11 protein-coding genes are annotated in these 17,402 nt (G+C 63.3%); 7 read left to right on the forward strand and 4 right to left on the reverse strand.

The window, feature by feature from the left end; genetic code table 11:
* Nucleotides 1–63 precede the first annotated feature (63 nt).
* Together ACQY4Y_RS06490 and ACQY4Y_RS06495 are read right to left on the reverse strand one after the other, a co-directional pair.
* Entirely contained in the window at nt 64–504 is a 441-nt protein-coding gene (locus ACQY4Y_RS06490) for a Zn-ribbon domain-containing OB-fold protein (protein WP_428489733.1), read from the reverse strand.
* Nucleotides 501–1,682: a thiolase C-terminal domain-containing protein gene (locus tag ACQY4Y_RS06495; RefSeq protein WP_428489734.1), complete on the reverse strand. Its 1,182-nt coding sequence runs from the start codon at nt 1,680–1,682 to the stop codon at nt 501–503. The genes ACQY4Y_RS06490 and ACQY4Y_RS06495 overlap by 4 nt, the downstream gene beginning before the upstream one ends.
* 172 nt (nt 1,683–1,854) lie before the next feature.
* Here ACQY4Y_RS06495 and ACQY4Y_RS06500 point away from each other — a divergent pair, with 172 nt between their 5' ends.
* Together ACQY4Y_RS06500 and ACQY4Y_RS06505 are read left to right on the forward strand one after the other, a co-directional pair.
* Entirely contained in the window at nt 1,855–3,117 is a 1,263-nt protein-coding gene (locus ACQY4Y_RS06500; protein ID WP_428489735.1) for a cytochrome P450, read from the forward strand.
* 13 nt (nt 3,118–3,130) lie between these two features.
* Complete coding sequence (locus ACQY4Y_RS06505; RefSeq protein WP_428489736.1) at nt 3,131–4,645, forward strand: acyl-CoA synthetase; 1,515 nt, start codon at nt 3,131–3,133, stop codon at nt 4,643–4,645.
* Nucleotides 4,646–4,683: 38 nt separating this feature from the next.
* Here the strand turns inward: ACQY4Y_RS06505 and ACQY4Y_RS06510 are convergent, their stop codons facing one another.
* Both ACQY4Y_RS06510 and ACQY4Y_RS06515 read right to left on the reverse strand, forming a co-directional pair.
* A complete protein-coding gene (locus tag ACQY4Y_RS06510) occupies nt 4,684–6,396 on the reverse strand; it encodes a class I SAM-dependent methyltransferase (protein ID WP_428489737.1) in 1,713 nt (570 codons plus the stop codon).
* Nucleotides 6,397–6,418: 22 nt separating this feature from the next.
* Nucleotides 6,419–9,748: a glycosyltransferase gene (locus tag ACQY4Y_RS06515; protein WP_428489738.1), complete on the reverse strand. Its 3,330-nt coding sequence runs from the start codon at nt 9,746–9,748 to the stop codon at nt 6,419–6,421.
* 617 nt (nt 9,749–10,365) lie between these two features.
* On the opposite strand from ACQY4Y_RS06515, the gene ACQY4Y_RS06520 reads away from it, so the two are divergent.
* From ACQY4Y_RS06520 to dnaJ, 5 genes are all read left to right on the forward strand, one after another.
* Complete coding sequence (locus ACQY4Y_RS06520; protein ID WP_428489739.1) at nt 10,366–11,994, forward strand: CmcI family methyltransferase; 1,629 nt, start codon at nt 10,366–10,368, stop codon at nt 11,992–11,994.
* Between the two features lie 60 nt (nt 11,995–12,054).
* Nucleotides 12,055–13,158 (forward strand): heat-inducible transcriptional repressor HrcA, encoded by a 1,104-nt coding sequence (hrcA, locus tag ACQY4Y_RS06525; protein ID WP_428490748.1) that lies wholly within the window; start codon nt 12,055–12,057, stop codon nt 13,156–13,158.
* 231 nt (nt 13,159–13,389) lie between these two features.
* Complete coding sequence (locus ACQY4Y_RS06530) at nt 13,390–14,037, forward strand: nucleotide exchange factor GrpE (protein WP_428489740.1); 648 nt, start codon at nt 13,390–13,392, stop codon at nt 14,035–14,037.
* Between the two features lie 144 nt (nt 14,038–14,181).
* The gene (gene dnaK / locus ACQY4Y_RS06535; protein ID WP_428489741.1) at nt 14,182–16,104 is read left to right on the forward strand and encodes a molecular chaperone DnaK; all 1,923 of its coding nucleotides are present in this window, start codon (nt 14,182–14,184) and stop codon (nt 16,102–16,104) included.
* Nucleotides 16,105–16,241: 137 nt separating this feature from the next.
* Entirely contained in the window at nt 16,242–17,378 is a 1,137-nt protein-coding gene (dnaJ, locus tag ACQY4Y_RS06540; RefSeq protein ID WP_428489742.1) for a molecular chaperone DnaJ, read from the forward strand.
* Nucleotides 17,379–17,402 lie beyond the last annotated feature (24 nt).

A 17,402-nucleotide genomic window follows, 5' to 3' on the forward strand; every position in this document is an offset into this window, starting at 1 on the left:
CGCCCGAACAACTGCCGCGTGCCCAGCTGCCGCAAACGTTCTGTACATCCGCTAGGAGCGGCGCTACCCTGCCAACCGCCAGTGCACCAAGCTAAACGCCGGCGACGCAGCCTGATGGTGCTCGAACACCGCCTGCACCGCGCCGCCGAACGGCACCTCCTGCTTCGGATCGCCCAGCAGGTTGCCCACCATCCGCACATCGCCCGCGTCAGGCAGCCTCACCAGCGCGGCGATATAAGGACCGTGCCCGGTCAATGCCGGATGCACCGGGTGCCAGATCCTCTGGTAGCTGTAGATCAGCCCGCGACCCTGCACCTCGCGCCAGTCCAGGTCGAAGCTGTTGCAGCGGTGACAGATCCATTCCGGTCCCCACTGCCAATGGTTGCAACCGCGACAGAACTGGATCAACAGCTTCTCCTGCCGCGTGCCCTCCCAGTATGGCGCCGACAATCCGTCGGCGTGGGCCGACGGCATCGGCAGGCCATCCGGCAGATAGGACGTCATAGCGTGGCCTCCGAGCCCAGGATCAGCGAGCTTACCGGCGTTACCATCGGGCCGCCGACCACGATCACGGCGTCGTTGCGCGGCGCCTGATTGACCGATTGACCGCGGATCTGGCGCACCGCCTCGTTCACCAGTTCCAGCCCGTGCATGTAGCACTCGGCTAAATTCCCGCCGCTGGTGTTCAGCGGCATGCGCCCGGTCGGAGCCACCAGATTGTCCAGCGTCAACAACTCGTTGGCTTCTTCCGGCTGGCAGAAACCGTGTTCCACCAGGCTCATCAGCACGCCGCCGGTGAAGTTCTCGTAGCATTGCACCACGCCGATATCCTTCGGCCCCAGCTTCGCCATCGAGTAGAGATTGGGCGCCACAGTGGCGAAATGACTGCTGGGATAGTTCGGCCCGTTATGCACCGGCGCGGCGCAGCGATGATCCGACCCGGTCGCCACTCCCAGCAGATAGCTGGCCTTGTGCGGCAGGTCTTTTGCCCGATCCGCCGGCATCACGATCACCGCGCCCGCGCCGTCGTTCTCTAGGCAGCAGTCGAACAGATGGAACGGCTCCACGATCCAGCGCGAGGCATCATACTTCGCCTCGTCCAGCGGCCGGCCATACATCACCGCGCGAGGATTGTTCTGCGCGTGGTGGTACGAGGCCAGCGAGATCGCCCGCAGCGCGTCCTGCTTCACGCCATGGTCGTGCATGAAGCGCACCACCTTCATGACGAATTTCTGGGCCGGCGACATCACGCCGTAGGGAATGGTGAACGCATCGTCGCCCGAGGCCAACGGTGCCCCGGTGCCGCGTCCGAACCTCGCGAACTGGCCCTGCGCCAGTGCTCGGAATGCCACCACGCAGTTCGCCATACCGGTGGCGACCGCCGCCGCCGCGTTGCCCACCGAAGCGGCCACCCCGCCGCCGCCGCCGCCCCACTGCATGTTGGAGAATCGCAACTGCTTGGTGCCTAGCGCCGCCGCCAGCCGCGACGGGTCGTTGCGGTCGTTCGAGTAGGACGCGAACCCGTCGATGTCCTTGGGGTCGATCCCGGCGTCCTTGGCCGCCGCCAGGATTGCCTGCAGCGCCAGCTTGAACTCGCTGTCCGGCGATTGGCCGTGCTTGTAGTAGGTGGTCTCGCCGATGCCGGCGATCACCGCCTGGCCGCGTAGCGTTCGTTCCATCATCCGATGTCTCCTCTGGGCGGAGTCTGTACCGGCTTTTCGCCGATGGCTAGGCGGTCGAAATTCGGGCTTTCGGATTGCCGGGATATCCGTGCTACTGTTCAGTGCCAGGAATCGCCCGCAGAGGCTGACCCGCATCGACCCCGGACGCAACGCCGGAACAGGGAGGCTGACGATGAACGCACCGGTCCACGCCGACCCGCGTCAAGACGCCTACGCCACGCCGATCGAGCAGATCGATGTCAGCAATCCGCATCTGTACCAGGACGATAGCTGGCGGCCCTACTTCCAGCGGCTGCGCCAAGAGGATCCGGTGCATTGGTGCCGCAACGGCATCTATGGGGCGTTCTGGTCGCTCACCCGCTACCGCGACATCATGGCGGTCGATAGCAACCACAAGGCGTTCTCATCCGATGCGCTGATGGGCGGCATCGTGCTGCGCGACCTGCCGATGGATTTCCGCCGCCCCAGTTTCATCTCGATGGACCCGCCGCGCCACGACGAGCAGCGCAAGATCGTCGCCCCGATCGTGGCGCCGATGAACCTGGTCAACCTGTCGGGCACCATCCGTCAGCGGGTTGGCCGCATCCTCGATGACCTGCCGCGCGAGCAGAGCTTCGACTGGGTCGAGAGGGTGTCGATCGAACTCACCACCCAGATGCTGGCGACGTTGTTCGATTTCCCGTTCGAGGACCGAGCCAGGCTGACCTATTGGTCCAACGTCGCAACCGTGAACACCCGAGCCGGCACTGAGGTCGACTCTGAAGCCAAGCGCAACCAGGTGCTGGACAAGGCGGTCGAATACTTCACCGAACTGTGGCACCAGCGTGCTGCCCAGCCGCCGCGTTCGGACCTGGTCTCGATGCTGGCGCATGGCGAGGCGACGCGGGACCTGCCGTCACGGCCGCACGAGTTCATGGGCAACCTGCTGCTGCTGATCGTTGGCGGCAACGACACCACCCGCAACTCGATCTCGGGTGGGCTGCTGGCGCTCAACCAATTCCCCGACCAGTACCGCAAGTTGCGCCAACACCCCGAACTGGTCACCTCCATGGTGCCGGAGATCATCCGGTGGCAGACCCCGGTGATCCACATGCGCCGCACCGCGCTGCAGGACACCGAGGTCGGCGGCAAGACGATCCGCCGCGGCGACAAGGTGGCGATGTGGTACTTGTCCGGCAACCGCGACGAAGAAGCCATCGAGCGCGCTGACGAGTTCATCATCGACCGGGCGCGGCCGCGCCAGCACCTGTCGTTCGGGTTTGGCATCCATCGCTGCGTCGGCAACCGCCTGGCGGAGATGCAACTGACCATCCTGTGGGAGGAAATCCTGAAACGGGACCTGCCGATGATCGAGGTCGTCGGCGAACCGACGCGGGGCTACTCCAACATCCTGCGCTCGATCGGTTCGCTACCGGTGCGTATTCCTGCCGGTTGAGGGAGGGACTATCATGTCGATCCCGTATTATGACTGCATTGCTCATCATGCCATGCGTCAGCCGGGGTCGCTGGCGGCGGTGGATCTATCGACCGAGCGGCGGCACAGCTACCGGGCGCTCGACGAGCGGATCGCCAGGCTGGCCGGATCGTTGCGGTCTCAGTGGGACATTGCCGCCGGCGACCGCGTCGCCGTGCTGGCGCCGAACTCCACCGATACGTTCGAGGTGCAGCTCGCCTGCGGCCGAATCGGTGCGATCTTCGTGCCGTTGAACTGGCGCCTGGCGGGCCCGGAATTGCATGCGATCCTTGGCGACTGCGCACCGGCGCTGCTGATCCACGACGCGGAATTCGCCGATCGCGCGCGGGATCTGGCGCGCGGTTGCGGCATCACCCGGATGGTCGCCCTTGGCCCGGAGTTCGAGCGCATGGCGCTGGATGGTCCGGCCTTGGACCAGCCGATGGCGGCGACGTTGGATGACGTGTCCACCATTCTGTATACGTCCGGCACGACCGGTCGGCCGAAAGGCGCGATCATCACCCATGGCATGAATTTCTGGAACACGGTGCACAGTATCAGCCTGGCAGGAGTGGGTCGGTCCAGCGTGTTCCTGGGATTGCTGCCGCTGTTCCATACCGGCGGGCTGAACGTGTTTGCCTACCCGGTGTTCCAGGCCGGCGGCACGGTGATGATCATGCGCAGCTTCGATCCCGGCGAGGCGCTGCGGTTGATCGGCGATCCGTCCGTCGGCGTCACTCATCTGTTCGGTGTCCCGGCCAACTTCCAGTTCATGGCGCAGCACCCGGGGTTCCGCGAGACCGACATGTCCCGGCTAGTTTTCGCCGGGGTCGGCGGCGCGCCCACCCCGGATGCGATCCTGCGCACCTGGCAGGACCAGGGCGCGGTGCTGCAGCAAGGCTATGGCATGACCGAGACCAGTCCGTTGGTGCTGGTGCTGGACCGACAGGACGCGGTGCGCAAGGCGGGGTCCGCCGGCAAGCCGGTGCTGCATGGGCAGACCCGGGTGGTCGGTGACGATGGGGCCGACGTCGCGCCTCGTGCGGTTGGCGAACTCTGGGTCAAGGGGCCGCACGTCACCCAAGGCTACTGGAACCAGCCGGAAGTCACCGAAGCCGCGTTCAGCGACGGCTGGCTGCACACCGGCGATGCCGCCCTGGTCGATGACGAGGGGTTCTACTTCATCGTCGATCGCTGGAAGGACATGTATATCTCGGGCGGGGAGAACGTTTATCCGGCCGAGGTGGAGAACGTGCTGTATCAGCACGAGCAGATCGCCGAGGCCGCGGTGATCGGTGTCACCGACGCGCGCTGGGGGCAGGTTGGGCGTGCGATCGTTGTCGTCAAGCCGGGGTGCGAGTTGAGCGAGGACGCTGTAATCGGGCATTGCGCGGCCAACTTGGCGCGCTACAAGCTGCCGCAGTCGGTGGTGTTCACCGAGGCGCTGCCGCGCAATGCGACGGGGAAGGTGCATAAGCCGACGTTGCGGCGGAGCTTTGGGGAGAGCTGATGCGGGGCGGTTGGGTGCCGCAGTAGGCTGCCGGCCCTTCAGGATACCGGGTGGTGGTCCGATCGGCGCCGTGCGAAGACGCAGAAGGCTGGTCCGTTCGGGTGGTCTTGCTGATCCAGGAATGTTTCGTAGATAAATCCTTCATCTTCGATGATGCCAAGGATGTCTTCTCGCCGAAGCCAACTGCTGGTCGGCGCCGAACCGCCGCAGAAGCCGGCCCAATCCAGCGCTTGAAGATAGCGTTGTTCGTACAGCTCCACAGTTCGTCCGTGCGGTGTGGTGAGCTTGCGGGGCTTGACGTCAAATTTTCCAGGACCGTGCCGATCCAGTAAAACCCTGGCGTCGTAATAGTGTGTCCACAACCCGATCGTGTTGCTTACGGCACAAAGTTCGCGCAGGAAATCCACCGGCTCGGTCATGTGGTAGAGCACACCCGAGGCGAGCACGAAGTCCACTGTGGGAGGTGAAGCGGCCAGATAAGGCAGGAAGTCGCCCAGAAGAAAGCTGGCGTTGGTCATGTTGAGCGCGTCTTTTACTATGAGGCACCGCATCCAACTTCGCATGTTGGACTCGATTGCCGTCACCGTGGCGCCGCGCTGCGTCATCATGTGGGTGTGGCCACCCTCAAGCGGCCCGAGTTCCAACACGCACTTTCCTGCGAAGCCACCGAGTTGTTTCTCGAACCAAACGACACGGCCGTCTTCGAACAGGCCGGACTGCCCGGTCCCCGGCAGGCCGGGCACGGCCGAGCTCCACTCTTTGTCGAAGGCGCGGGCGGCGTTCTCGGGGGCGGGAAACCAGTCGACGAAGCGTGGCATTTCCGTCGTCGCCAGCGTAGCTGTCGGCAGCAGCGCAAGCGGAGCGGTCACAAGCTCAGGTTCTCCCGCCAGAAGCCAGTCGATCTGCGCGCGTGCTTCCAGCAACGTACGCTTCAGGAGGGACATGCGCCTTGCTTGCAGCGCTTCCGTCGAAAGCGCAGCCGCGGCCGCCTTGCCGCCCCGGCGTAGCCACGTGAAGAATTCACAACCCTCCGCTTCGGTGGTGTGTTCGATACGCCAGTCGGTCTTGTCAAGGCGGGCCAATTCGAGCAGCAGCAGCTCAAAGTTGGCTGGGGTAAACCGCCAGGCATGCACGTCCACGTAACCTCCGCCTGCCTCCACGGACCCGAAGAGGTCACGAGCCTGCTCGACGGAATGCACGAATCGCAAGCCATGCAGTGGATGCTGTCCCCAGGCTCCGGAATCGCCGCCTGCGACAGCGTACGCGAAGTGATCAAAGGCAAGTCGTCGGCTGTGCCGCATTCGCTGCTCTGCATGAGCCTCGAGCAACTGCCCCGTCGTGGTCAGCGGTTGGAAATAGTCGAAGCAGTATCTCTTGTCCGGGACCGCGAGCACTACGGCGCCTTCCGGCTTCAACAAGGTTGCCGCGCTATCGAGGAAAGCGATCAGGTCCGGGGTATGTTCGATGACGTGGCTTGCGACAAAGGCGTCGAACGTTCCATGCAGCTCCGCGGGTACCACGTCGCTGATAAGGCCACCGTGCCAGACATAGTCCACTTCTTCAATACGGCTGACGTCGACGTTGGGATCATTGGCATACTTTGCCACCAGCCCAGCTCGGTTTGTATGATCCACCGAGTGGGTGTCCCAACCGGTGGCTTTGGGAGCGATCGGACTGAAGCTGGGGCCGATTTCGATGACGCGCCCGCCGGGGGGCACCGGGGCCATCAAGGATTCGGATCTGGTTGGCATTTTGACCTCCTGGTCAGATTGCTTACTGCCGCCAGCGTTTTTCGCGCAGCGGTGGATTAGCCAATCTGAAGTCATGATCAAGGCGACGAAAATTCGGGTTATAGAATGGGTCGTTATCGAGTTCTGGGCCCCACTGATGGCGCATGTAGTCAGCCTCCCGCGCGGCTCTGGCAACCTGTTCCGGTGTCCGATCCAAGCCGCGGGACGCCGATTCCAGGTGGTAAAGTTCCGCGAAAGGCGTCCAAATGACGCGTAGACCCTGGGCGCGGATCCGAAGGCACAGGTCAACGTCGTTGAAGGTCACCGGCAGGTTGTCGGGATCCAGGCCGCCGACCGCCTCATAGACCGCTTTACGCATTGCGAGACAGGCGCCGGTGACCGCGGACACCTCGCGCGTCAATGCGTATTGGCCAAAGTAGCCAATCTCGTCCCGATTCGCGGAATACCCGAAGTGTCCTGCAACGCCGGGGCCGGTGCCGTGGTTTCCGACTCCAAGCACCACGCCAGCATGTTGAATACGGCCGTCGCCGAACAGGAGCTTTGGGCCAACGGCTCCAACGTCGGGGCGCACAGCGATCGATACGAGTTCGCGCAGCCACCCACCGTCGATTACGTCAATGTCGTTATTGACTAGTACGATGATGTCCCCGGTTGCCTCGTGCACTGCCAAGTTGTTCAGTATAGAATAATTAAACTGCCCAGGAGCATGAAGTATTCGCACCCTGTTGTCTGCTCGCAGTCTTTCAAACAGTTCCAGAGTCGGCTGTTCACGGCTGTCGTTATCGACAATCAACAGCTCGAGGTCAGGATAGCTCGTTCGGTGCAGCAATCCAGAGACACATCTCGCCAAGAGCTCTGTCTGGTCCCGCGTCGGCACGATGAGGCTGGCGCGCGGTCCCTTTTGCGGCAGCGGCCAACATACGCGGTTCCAAGTTGGTATTGCCGACGCCGCCACCACCTCGGCACTTTTCACCCCCTGCGCTTCGAGATAATCGCGGATGCCCTGGCGTGCCGCCGCGGTGCAGCGATCAAGGTGAACCTGCGAAAAGGACGACGCCCGGTCCATTTGCCGCCAGTGGTACAGTACCGAAGGTACATGGCGAACGTGAGGCCGCCGACTAGCTCCGACACAGCGCAGCACCAAGTCGTAGTCTTGGCTGCCATCGACCACACCCTCGCGCAAGCCGCCGATCCTGGTCAGCAGCTCACGTCGATAGACACCAAGATGGCTGAACATGTTATGGCCCAGCAAAAGATCGATATTCCAATCGGGCTTGAAGTAAGGCTGGTAGCGTCGTCCGGTGCTATCAACCTTGTCCTCATCCGTGTAGATCAAATCGGTGTCGGGATAGAGGTTCAATTCAGCCGCGATCTCGTACAGTGCGTGCTCAGCCAGCAGATCGTCATGATCCATAAGCGCAACGAAATCTCCGCTCGCCAGGGTAAGCGCCGAATTAGTGGCCGCGGCGATATGTCCGTTGCGTTCCCGTCGCGTCCACTTGATCCGAGCATCCGCCGCCGCCACTTCCCGGACTACCGAAATAACGCCGTCAGAAGAAGAGCCATCGTCCGCGATGCAAAGCTCCCAGTGTTGATAAATCTGAGCTCTCACGGACTCGATGGCCTGTCGCAACAGGTCAGCTGGGGTGTTGTACGCGGGCATGACAACGGAGATAAGAGGCCGATAAGCTAGGCGGCTGACGTGCTCGCGGATTCTGTCCCTGTCTTCCTCGTTAATCGTGTCATGATCATGGACCCACCGTTCATAGTCCGCATCTGCCGCCGGGAGGCAGACAGGAGGTGATGCGATCAGAGGTGGCGAAGTGTCCTCAAGTGCAGAAGTTTCCTCAGGTGCATGGGAAGTTGACAACATAATTTCGTTATTTGTGCGCCACTCCGCCAATCGGTGGCCAAACTGCATGGTCAGTAGCCAATAGCTTGCTCGCGCCAGCCGCCGTAGAGCTTGCCGAGCCGAGAATGGCATAGCCTGTCCTGCTCGGCGCAGCGGTTGGGTGGCCCGCCAAACGGTCGAATAGCGCAGCGCGTCTCGCTCCGCCAGAGCCAAAGCCAACTCGGCCCTCACAGCCTCTAGGTCGCCGCCGCTACTCGATCGCCCGGGTCCCCTCAGCCGAGCCTGTTCGGCGATTACGGCGGCGACGGAGGTAGCTCCGGCGGAGGCGTGCTCGCGTAGACGGTCAGCCTCTGCGACCATCGCCTTGAGAGCTTCGGTCTTCATGCGATCTTGATAAGCGGCGGCGGCGGTTTGTTCCGCCCGAACCCGTTCGATCTCGGCAACCATGGTTTGGACGGCTTCGGCATGGACGCGGGCTTGTTCAGCCAGTTGTGCCGCGCGAGCCGCAGACGCCGCCGCCGCCTGCTCACGAAACTGCTCGGTCTCGGCAGCGATCGCTTTTATAGCATGAACATTAAGCTTCCACTGCTGGCTGAATCTCGCTACGGCATCGTAAGTGACCTCATCGTCCGGAGCTTTTTCCAGAGCTTGCGAAGCCTCGGTCAAAATCCGCGCATCATTCGACGTGCCAAGACGAGGCAATTGGGCAATTTCAAGCCCTTGAGCGGCGGCGAAGTTGCGGGCTGCATTTAACACATATTGGGTGGAGACGGCGGCGCCAAGCCGAGAGTAGGCCGCTCGGATAGCCGTTCGTTGTTCGGGAACCGCTTCGAACAGGCTGCGCAGTTCAGCGGGTATACTGTGGCCGACCGCCAGGACGCCAAGGCCGTGACCGTGATCAAACTCGAAACTCGGATATTTGCCCGACAACTCCGCCCAGAGCCGCCATACTCCAAAGTCTCGCTCACGAACCCTGGTATCGTGGAGCAGAACGATGGCCTGCTCGGACAACTTCGGGCGCCACGTCTCGTAATCGTGCCGCACGTCCTCGTAAGTATGTCGACCGTCAATGTGCAGCAGGTCGATGGTGCCGTCACCGAACCTCGGCAGCGCCTCATCAAAGACACTGCGGACAAGATGGGAGAAAGTCGAATAGTACTCGTTATTCGTTGCCTTCAGCTTCGTGAACACCTCCTCGCCATAGTGGCCGGCATGGTCGTCGCCCTTCCAGGTGTCGATGGCGAAGCAAGAGGTCGCGGCGCCTAAGCGGCGTACTGCTTGGCAGAAGGCCAGGTATGAAAAGCCATTATGAGTCCCGAGTTCGACGAAGGTACTTGGCTGCAATACCTCGGTTAGCCAAAAAGCGAACGGGCCGTGCCTAAGCCAAGCGGACTCGACCAGATGCTGCGGGGGCCAGAACGATGATGAACTAAGACACTCGACGACCGCTGCGTAAGCAGAAGGTACTGCCAAACTTTCCTTTGCAGAGTTAGTTGCCATTTTACCTTCTGGTTCTTCAGCGACTGAGCCTGGGTGCAATGGACCATATCCTCGAGGCGATTACGGTTCGCGCGGGTTGACCCCGCAGACGGTTCGCGCGGGTTGACCCCGCAGACGGTTCGCGCGGGTTGACCCCGCAGACGGTTCGCGCGGGTTGACCCCGCATTGTTTCGCGACATCGACGCGACGGTGCCGGCGGCGCGTCACCCTGAGGATGCCCGGACCTGCCGAAGCCAAACGCGGAGAATCGGGAAACCGCTCACGCACTAATGCCGAGGCGACCGGTTCGAATTGCTTCGGTGAGCGACAAGCCGTGCATGCGTCGTGCCAGCCTGTCGAAACCTTGTCAAGAAGGCACCGGGCCGGCTCACGGTTGACACTCACCGCTGTTTTCATCTGCAGTCGGAAGGCCTCTCCGCCACGTGAGAGGCGGTCTCCGGAGTTAATGCCGACTACACGCTACCGTGCCGGTCAAGGCCGGTGATAGAGTTCAGATGCTTAGTCGGGTATTCCGAGCAGCCGTCGGGCGGGGTCGCGACCAATCCGGACATTTGCCGCGTCTCTGCCAGAGGCGTTATGGCCCAGCCGCCGGGCGCATGAGGAGCTAATGTAGACGAATGCACGATACGGCCTACGAGCACGGACGCCTATTTTTCGAACTATATTCGTCCAACGGCTGCGACAAGGTGGTTGATCTGGGAAGCCAAGACGTGAATGGCTCGCTGCGTGATCATTGTCCCCCCGGCGCATGCTATATCGGACTCGACGTTATCGCCGCCAACGGAGTCGACGTCGTGGTCGACCCGGGCAGGGCGCTGCCAATTGCCTCCGACAGCATTGACGCGGTGGTCACATCATCTGCATTTGAGCATGACATATTGTTCTGGGACACTTTTCTCCAGCTGGCGCGGATCGTGCGACCCGGCGGCCTCATTTATGTCAACGCACCGAGCAACCACACATTCCACCGCTACCCCTTGGATTGCTGGCGGTTCTATCCGGATGCGGGCGTTGCGCTGGTTCGATGGGCGCAGCGCAGTGGATGCCCACTCGAGCTGATCGAATCTTTCATCGCGCAACCAAAACAGGATGGCTGGGCGGACTTCATCGCAGTGTTTCGCAAGTCCGGCGACAGCGGCCTCCGTCGGGCCGGGCGGATCGCAGAACATACACGAGCTAGCAATGTTTATGATATCGAGCTCAAATGCGAGGGGGCGTTGCAAGCCGAGACTGAGCACATGCCGGATATGCTGATTGCGGAGGGCCTGCGGGCCGATTTGGCTGCCGTGGAGGCCGCGCAGCAGGAAGCGATGCGAAGGACGTCCATGCTGTCGGCCGAACTTTCGACGGCGCAGTCGGAAGCCAACGCGCTTGGTCGCAAAGTGCGGATGACCGCTGAACGTATCGCGGAACTAGAGTCGGCCTTAGCCGACGCTGGGGCGCAGCTTAGCGCTGCCAAGGACGCGATCCACACCATTTGGAACAGCACATCGTGGCGTGTCACGGCTGGGCTGCGTTGGCTCGGGCGCAGAATGCATGGGAAGGATGCTTCGCAGCAGATCCCGCTCGAAATCGAAACTACAACAGGGATTGGGATGGCTTTCCTTGAACAGTCGCTCGACATAAAACTGCGCGACGTCTTGCCGACGATGCAGCACCGCATCGTTTCCACGACCACCTATTTCGGCGTGCAGACGCTGAAAAACCCGCTCGATTTCTGGGTGTATCAGGAACTCATCACCCGACTGCGACCCGACGTCATTGTCGAGGTCGGCAACCGCTTCGGCGGCAGTGCGCTGGCGCTGGCGCATCTGTGCGACCTGATGGGCCACGGCCGGATCGTCGGGCTCGATGTCGATCACAGTCAGCTATCGTCGCTGACCCGAGCCCACAAGCGCGTCAGCCTGATCGAAGGTGACGCCTGCGGATCATTTCCGGCGGTGCGGGCGATGATCGGGCCGGCGGAGCAGGTGCTGGTGATCGAGGACAGCGCGCACACCTTCGAAAACACCCTGAACGTGCTGAACACGTTCAGCCCGCTGGTCCAGCTGGGCGGGTATTTCATTGTCGAGGACAGCATTTGCCATCACGGGCTTGAGGTGGGGCCGCACCCCGGGCCGTTCGAGGCGATCGAGGCGTTCATTGCCGCCGGGAGCGACTTTGTCGTCGATCGCGAGATGGAATCGTTTCTAATCACCTGGAATCCGAAAGGGTTTCTGCGGCGAACCTCGGCGTCGCCGGGCTAAATCGGTGGACCGCGGCCCGGTTCGCTTGTAATCTTGTCGGTTGGAGCGCAATCGATGAACATGTCCGTCCCGCCTTCCAGCCGGTTTCCGCGGTTCCACGGCCGGACGCAGCCGTACTCGGCGCCCCCGCTGCCGCCGGGGCTGGACGCGCGGTCCGCCGCGGTACTGCGCGAAATCGTCGAGCAATACGTCGCCACAGGCGAACCGGTCGGCTCACGCACCCTGGCCCGCCGCCTGCCGATGAGCCTGTCGCCCGCCACCATCCGCAACGTGATGGCCGACCTGACCGAGTCGGGGCTGCTGTTCGCGCCGCACACCTCGGCCGGGCGGCTGCCAACGGATCAGGGGTTGCGGCTGTTCGTCGATGGATTGCTGAACTTCGGCGAACTGACCGAGGATGAACGGGTGTCGATCTCGGCGGCGCTGGCCGCCTCGGGGCGCAGCCTGGAGGACACGTTGGCGGAGGCGAGTTCGCTGCTCTCGGGGCTGTCGGCCGCAGCCGGGCTGGTGCTGGCGCCGAAATCGGAAGGCGCGGTTAAGCATATCGAGTTCGTGCCGCTGGGATCCGGGCGGGCGCTGGTGGTGCTGGTGAACAGCGACGGGCAGGTGGAAAACCGGGTGATCGAAACCCCGCCCGGGCTGCCGCCGTCGGCGCTGCAGCAGGCCAGCAACTACCTGAACGCCAAGTTGTCGGGACGGCCGCTGGCCGAGCTGCGGCGCGTGGTGGCCGAGGAGATGGCGGCCAACCGCACCGAGTTGGACACCTTGTCGACCCTGGTGGTCGCGGCCGGGCTCGCCACCTGGACCGGCGAGGGCCGATCGGGCAGCCTGATCGTGCGCGGCCAGGCCCGGTTGCTGTCCGACGTGACCCAGATCGACCGGCTGACCGCGATCCAGGCGCTGTTCGAGCGGCTGGAGGCGCAGGAGACCATGCTGCGGCTGTTGGAACTGGCGGAGCAGTCGGACGGGGTGCGGATCTTCATCGGTGCGGAAAGCGGGGTGTTCAACACCTCGGGCGTATCGATGGTGGTGGCGCCGGCGCGCAACGAGAACGGTCGGATCGTCGGCGCCATCGGGGTGATCGGGCCGACGCGGATCAATTACGGCCGTATCATCCCGGTGGTGGATTATACCGCTCGGGTGATCGGGCAATTGCTGGGCTGAGCCGGGCCAACGCTGATGAAATCGCAACAAACGCGCTGAAACAGGTTGTTCTTGGCCGCCGTGTCGCCTAACTGATGGGCGCCCGCTCGTTCTTCCACATCATTGCCGCGCATTGGACCCCAAGATTGGGACCCCAGGACGGTGACGCAGGCAGGGTCTGGGGTGACCGGGCCGAGCCCGGCCATCACACGGTAGGGCTGACGCGAGATCAAGCTTTACCCGAGGCGTAGAATGACCATCGATCAACAGCCAGACCAGGACAGCATGTCAGACCAGAGCGCGGCCGGACCCGAGGACCTGACCAATGCGGCGGAGAGTGCCGCTTCGGGTGATACCTCGAATGAGGCGCTGACGACAGAGCAATTGATGCAGGCGGCGACCGACCGGATTGCCGCGCTGCAAGCGGAAGTCGAGGAGATGAAGGAGCGCTGGATGCGGGCCGAGGCGGAAAACGCCAACGTCCGCAGCCGGGCGCGAAAGGATGTCGACGACACTCGGCAGTACGCGGTGCAGAAGTTCGCCACCGATGTGGTGGAAGCGGCGGAGAACCTGAAGCGCGGCATCGATAGCCTGCCGCCGCCGTCGGATGACCAGCCGGCGATCGTGACCAAGGTCCGCGAGGGCCTGGATGGGGTCGAACGCAGCTTCCTGAGCACGCTGGAGCGCAATGGCATCAAGCGCGATGACCCGGTGGGGCAGCCATTCGACCCTAACTTGCATCAGGCAATGGCGGAACAGGAAAGCGACACGCAGGCTCCTGGCACGGTGCTGCAAGCGTGGTCCAAGGCGTGGACGCTGAACGGGCGCTTGCTGCGTCCGGCCATGGTGGTGGTCGCCAAGGCGGCGAGCGAGGAATTGGCCGGGTCGGCGAAGGCCTGAGGCTGGGTATTGTGACGGATTGGAACGAAATTTTCGGCCCTAACCCTTGTCCCAGCCGCCGGCATCTCATACATCGGACATATTCGCCAAGGGGCAGTGCCGGTGCTTCGGGCCTCCGCTGTCCGCTGAAAGGAGCTTATTAGCATGAGTAAAGTGATCGGTATCGATCTCGGTACCACCAATTCCTGCGTTGCCATCCTGGAGGGCAAGGACGTCCGCGTTATTGAAAACGCAGAGGGCGCTCGCACGACCCCCAGCATGGTGGCGTTTACCGATAGTACCGAGCGGCTGGTCGGCCAGTCGGCCAAGCGCCAGGCGGTGACCAACCCGACCAATACGCTGTATGCGATCAAGCGGCTGATCGGCCGGCGTTATGATGATCCCCTGGTCGCCAAGGACAAGGGCATGGTGCCCTACAGCATCGTGCGCAACGACAACGGCGATGCCGGGGTCGAGGCCAAGGCGCAGAAATACTCACCCAGCCAGATCAGCGCGTTCATCCTGGGCAAGATGAAGGAGACCGCCGAGGCCTACCTGGGTGAGCCGGTGGCTCAGGCGGTAATCACGGTTCCGGCCTACTTCAACGACAGCCAGCGGCAGGCGACCAAGGATGCCGGGCGCATCGCCGGGCTGGACGTGCTGCGCATCATCAATGAACCGACGGCGGCCGCACTGGCCTACGGCATGGACAAGAAGTCCGCCGGCACCATCGCGGTCTACGACCTTGGCGGCGGCACGTTCGATATCTCGGTGCTGGAGATCGGCGACGGGGTGTTCGAGGTGAAGTCGACCAACGGCGACACCTTCCTGGGTGGTGAGGACTTCGACCTCCGCATCATCGACTACCTGGCCGATGAATTCCGCAAGGAGCAGGGCATCGACCTGCGCCGCGACAAACTGGCGCTGCAGCGACTTAAGGAAGCCGCCGAGAAGGCCAAGATCGAGCTGTCATCCTCGAAGGAGACCGAGGTCAACCTGCCGTTCATTACCGCCGACGCCTCGGGGCCGAAGCACCTGGTGATGAAGCTGTCGCGGGCCAAGCTGGAATCGCTGGTCGATGACCTGATCAGCCGCACGCTGGAACCCTGCAAGGCCGCCCTGAAGGATGCCGGGGTGACCGCGAATGAAATCCAGGAAGTGATCCTGGTCGGCGGCATGACCCGGATGCCGAAGGTGATCGACGCGGTGAAGTCGTTCTTCGGCAAGGATCCAGCGCGCAACGTCAACCCCGATGAGGTGGTGGCGATCGGTGCGGCTGTTCAGGGTGGCGTGCTGAAGGGCGACGTCAAGGACGTGCTGCTGCTGGACGTGACGCCTCTGTCGCTGGGCATCGAGACGCTGGGCGGGGTGTTTACCCGGTTGATCGACCGCAACACCACGATCCCGACGAAGAAGAGCCAGACGTTCTCGACCGCGGACGACAACCAGCAGGCGGTGACCATCAAGGTGTTCCAGGGTGAACGCGAGATGGCGTCGGACAACAAGCTGCTGGGCAACTTCGACCTGACCGGGATTCCGCCGGCGCCGCGCGGGGTGCCGCAGATCGAGGTGACGTTCGACATCGACGCCAACGGCATCGTCTCGGTGCAGGCCAAGGACAAGGCGACCGGCAAGGAGCAGCAGATCCGCATCCAGGCCAGCGGCGGCCTGTCGGAGGCCGACATCCAGCGCATGGTGAAGGAGGCCGAGGCCAACGCCGAGGCCGACAAGCAGCGGCGCGAGACGATCGAGGCACGCAACCACGCCGAAAGCCTGGTGCATCAGGTCGAGAAGAACCTGAAGGAGCATGGCGACAAGCTGGGCGCGCAGGAGAAGGGTGAGGCAGAGTCGGCGATCGCAGCGGCGCGTTCGGCGCTGGAAGGCACCGATGTCGAGGCGGTCAAGCAGGCCACCGAACGGCTGAGCCAGGCGGCGATGAAGATTGGCGAGGCGATGTATAAAGCCGAGGCGGCTGGTGGGGCACAACCTCCGCCGGGCGCCGGCCCTGGCCCGCAAGGGCCGGGCGACGACAAGGTCGTTGACGCCGAGTTCGAGGAGGTCGACGAAAACAAGAAGAAGTCAGCCTGACCTGATGGGCTGACGGCATAGACGGATCGCGCCCACACTTCCGGAATGGTACTTCCTGGAAGGCGGGCGCGATTTACGTTTTGGGCAACGGATTTTTTCGCGCGCATCAAGGACGCGTCGCGGTATAAAGGGCTAGAATGGCCAAGCAGGATTATTACGCCACGCTGGGTGTGGCGAAGAACGCGAGCGCGGACGACCTGAAGCGGGCGTATCGCAAGCTCGCCATGCAATACCACCCCGATCGCAATCCCGGCGACAAGCAAGCGGAAGCTCGGTTCAAGGACGTCAGCGAGGCTTACGACATCCTGAAGGATGACCAGAAGCGTGGTGCCTATGACCGGTTTGGCCATGCGGCGTTCGAGCAGGGCGGCGGCGGCCCAGGCATGGGCGGGTTTGATTTCTCGGCCACCGGCGACCTGGGCGATATATTCGACCAGATGTTCGGCATGGGGCGGCGCGGCGGTGGTCAGCGCACGCGGACCGGGGCCGACCTACGCCAGGGGGTCGAGATCGAGCTGGCCGAGGCGTTCAGCGGCACCAAGGCCAATCTGCGAGTGCCGACGCGCGTGAAGTGCGAGGCGTGCGAGGGCAGCGGGTCGCAGGATAAGGGTCGCGCGGCGGAGACCTGTCCGACCTGCCAGGGGGCGGGCAAGGTGCGGGCGCAGCAGGGGTTCTTCCTGATCGAGCGCACCTGCCCGACCTGCGCCGGGCAAGGTCGGGTGGTGCGCAATCCGTGCCGGGTGTGCCACGGCGCCGGCACAGCGCAGCGCGAGCGCACGCTGTCGGTGCCGATTCCGGCGGGGGTGGAAGACGGCACGCGGATCCGGCTGTCCGGCGAGGGCGAGGCCGGCGGACCCGGGGCGCAGAACGGCGATCTATATGTGCATGTCTCGATCCGGCCGCATGAGTTCTTCCAGCGCGAGCAGGCCAACGTGCTGATGCGGGTGCCGCTGCGGATGACTCAAGCAGCGCTGGGCGACGACATCGAGGTGCCGGTGGTCGATGGGTCGCGGGCCAAGGTCAAGATTCCGGCGGGAACCCAGACCGGGGATCAGTTCCGGCTCCGCGGCAAGGGGTTCTCGGTGCTGCGCAGCGCCGCGCGTGGCGACATGTTCATCCAGGTTGCGGTGGAAACGCCGCAGAACCTGTCGGCGAAGCAGCGTGAGTTGCTGGAGGCGTTCGAGGCCGAGGCGACCCACAGCAGCAAGGGCAGTCCCGACCACGAGGGGTTCTTCGCCAAGGTGGCAGCCTTCTTCGAGGGCGGACGCGGGTAGGTTCGCCGCGGGCCGGTTAGGCCG

Origin of the sequence: Rhodopila sp. (genome assembly GCF_965277165.1) — a bacterium.
GTDB lineage: Bacteria > Pseudomonadota > Alphaproteobacteria > Acetobacterales > Acetobacteraceae > Rhodopila.